This is a genomic window from Streptomyces sp. NPDC001220, from assembly GCF_053597895.1.
On record NZ_JBSFJE010000052.1, the window covers coordinates 1 to 2435 of the forward strand.

A 2435-nucleotide genomic window follows, 5' to 3' on the forward strand; every position below is an offset into this window, starting at 1 on the left:
TGTCTTGTCTCGGTTGATGCTTGACGCTGTGGCGTCACCTGATGCTTGACACCGCTTGCCTCGGCTTGGCTGTGCGCGTCGTATCCGCGTGCAGGGAGGGCCGGGGCCGTGCTGGTGGAGTTGAGCGTGGTCGAGCAGCGGTATCACGCGGTGATGGAGGTCGCCGCAGGGGTCCCGGTCACTCAAGTCGCCGCCCGGTATGGGGTGTCGAGGCAGTCGGTGCACTCCTGGGTGCGCAAGTACAAGCAGTCGGGTTTGCCGGGTCTGACGGGCCGGTCGCACCGGCCGGACTCGTGTCCGCACCGGATAGCGCCGGAGGCGGAGGCTCTGGTGTGTGAATTGCGGCGTCGGCATCCGGGCTGGGGTCCGCGCAGGCTGGTGCACGAGCTGGAACGCAGGGGCACCACGCCGGTGCCGTCCCGGGCGACCATCTACCGGGTCCTGGTCCGCAATGGACTCATTGAGCCCGGGGTGCGTAAGCGTCGCCGGTCGGATTACCGCAGGTGGGAGCGGTCTGCGTCGATGGAACTGTGGCAGATGGACATCGTCGGCGGCATCCTCCTGGCCGACGGCAGCGAATGCAAGATGGTCACCGGGATCGACGACCACTCCCGGTTCATGGTGATCGCGAAAGTGGTGCAGCGGGCCACGGCCCGAGCGGTGTGTCTGGCCTTCGGTGAGGCACTGGTGCGGTTCGGAGTGCCCGGCGAGGTGCTGACGGACAACGGCAAGCAGTTCACCGCCCGCTTCAGTCCCGGCAAGCCCGGAGAGACGATGTTCGACCGGATCTGCCGGGAGAACGGCATCGCTCACCGGCTGACGAAGCCGCAGTCACCGACAACCACGGGGAAGATCGAACGCTTCCACCAGACCCTGCGGCGCGAACTCCTCGACCAGCGTGATCCGTTCACCGACCTGGAGGCTGCGCAGGAGGCGGTGGATACCTGGCTGGAGGACTACAACCGGATGCGGCCGCACCAGGGACTGGACATGGCCGTTCCGGCCAGCCGGTTCGTTCCCCGCCCACGGTCCGAGCAGGATGCGCTGCCTGTGGTGCTGCCCGCCCGCCTCGACCCCGTCCCCCAACCTGATGTCCCAGAGCCTCCACCCGAGCCTGTCGCGGCGCCCTGGCCGATGACCGAGGGCGAAGTCGGTGCGATCGAGGTGGAGCGGGTGGTGCCCGCCTCGGGAAACCTGAGCCTGCGCGGTCAGCAGATCTGGTTCGGTCCGGCCCTGGCCGGCATCACGGTGACCCTGCGGATCGACGTGAACCGGCTGCACGTCCTGATCGGCGGCGGCCGGCACAAGACGCTGCCCTCGAAGCTGTCCGGCCGTGACCTCAAGGCCCTGCTGGCAGGCGGGGACGCCCGACCCGCCGGGCCCCGGGCGGGCGATCCCGGACCGGCGCACGACGCGAAGGGGGCGGTGGAGGTGGACCGGACCGTGAACGCGGTCGGCTACGTCGGCCTGGGCGGCGACAAGGTCCTGGTCGGCTGGCCGTTCGCCGGACAGCGGCTCACCCTCCGCCTCGACGGAAAGGTCCTGCAGGTCCTGGATGAGCAGCGTGTCCTGCAGGCCACCCTGCCCAGCCCGCTGCCGCCCTCTGCCTGCGGTCGCCTGCAAGGGGGCCGTCCGGCCGGGCCGCCACCGCTGCTGCCTCCGCCCGGCCAGCAGATCGCCGAGCGGACCGTCAGCAGCGTCGGCGGTTTCATGGTCGCCGGACAGCGCGTCCAGCTCGGCCGTTCCTATGCCCACCAGATCGTCACCGCCCACCTGAGCGAAGACGTGATCCGCGTCTTCCACGGCCAAGATCTGATCATCACCGTCCCGCGTGTCACCAGGAAGGAGGTGGTGGTCCGCAAGTCGGGCGAACACAACCGCCGGAAGATCGTGTGATCGCTGTGTCAGGAGGGTTCGGACGGCTGCTTGGACGGCCAGTTGGCCAGTCGGGCGCGGGCCTCCTGAGCAATGACCGGCCACGGGTCATCAACCAAACCCGCAACCGCCGGCCGCGGCGAGTGCGGATGGTTTGCTACGAGCCTCCGCACGGCGTCATGCGGATCGTCGACCAGCCGTTCCAGCAGCTCGGGCGGACAGTTGCGTTTGCTGGCCACCCGGTCTCGGACCCGCCAATCCGGATCCTTGATCAGCTCGGCCAGGATCTCCGACGGCGCCGTCCTGTTATGAGCAGCCCAGACACGCATGTCGGGGCGGTTGCGCACCAGGTCCCACCAGACTGACAGCGGCATGGCTGCCCACGCCGAGCGGTTGTACTCCGCCGGGTCCTCGCTCTCCCGCAGCCGGATGAACTCCTCCACGGAGGTGATCTCAGGGAAACGGTCCGTCATGGCAGCCAGTAAGCCACGATGTCTAGGTCAGACGTCAAGCATCACCTGACGCCGAATCGTCAAGCATCATCTGAGACCCGACACGGT

The 2435-nt window shown here is 68.4% G+C and carries 2 protein-coding genes; one reads left to right on the forward strand and one right to left on the reverse strand.

Annotated elements, in window-relative coordinates:
• Positions 1–120: 120 nt before the first annotated feature.
• Positions 121–1896, forward strand: a complete 1776-nt coding sequence (locus ACWDGI_RS43555; protein WP_450768599.1) for an IS481 family transposase — start codon at positions 121–123, stop codon at positions 1894–1896.
• Positions 1897–1904: 8 nt separating this feature from the next.
• Here the strand turns inward: ACWDGI_RS43555 and ACWDGI_RS43560 are convergent, their stop codons facing one another.
• On the reverse strand, positions 1905–2348 hold the full coding sequence (locus ACWDGI_RS43560; protein ID WP_450768598.1) for a hypothetical protein: 444 nt from the start codon (positions 2346–2348) through the stop codon (positions 1905–1907).
• Positions 2349–2435: the final 87 nt, after the last annotated feature.

Excerpts from the sequence above, each read along its gene's own strand:
- ACWDGI_RS43560 (WP_450768598.1), bottom strand. The coding sequence starts at position 2,348 with ATGACGGACCGTTTCCCTGAGATCACCTCCGTGGAGGAGTTCATCCGG.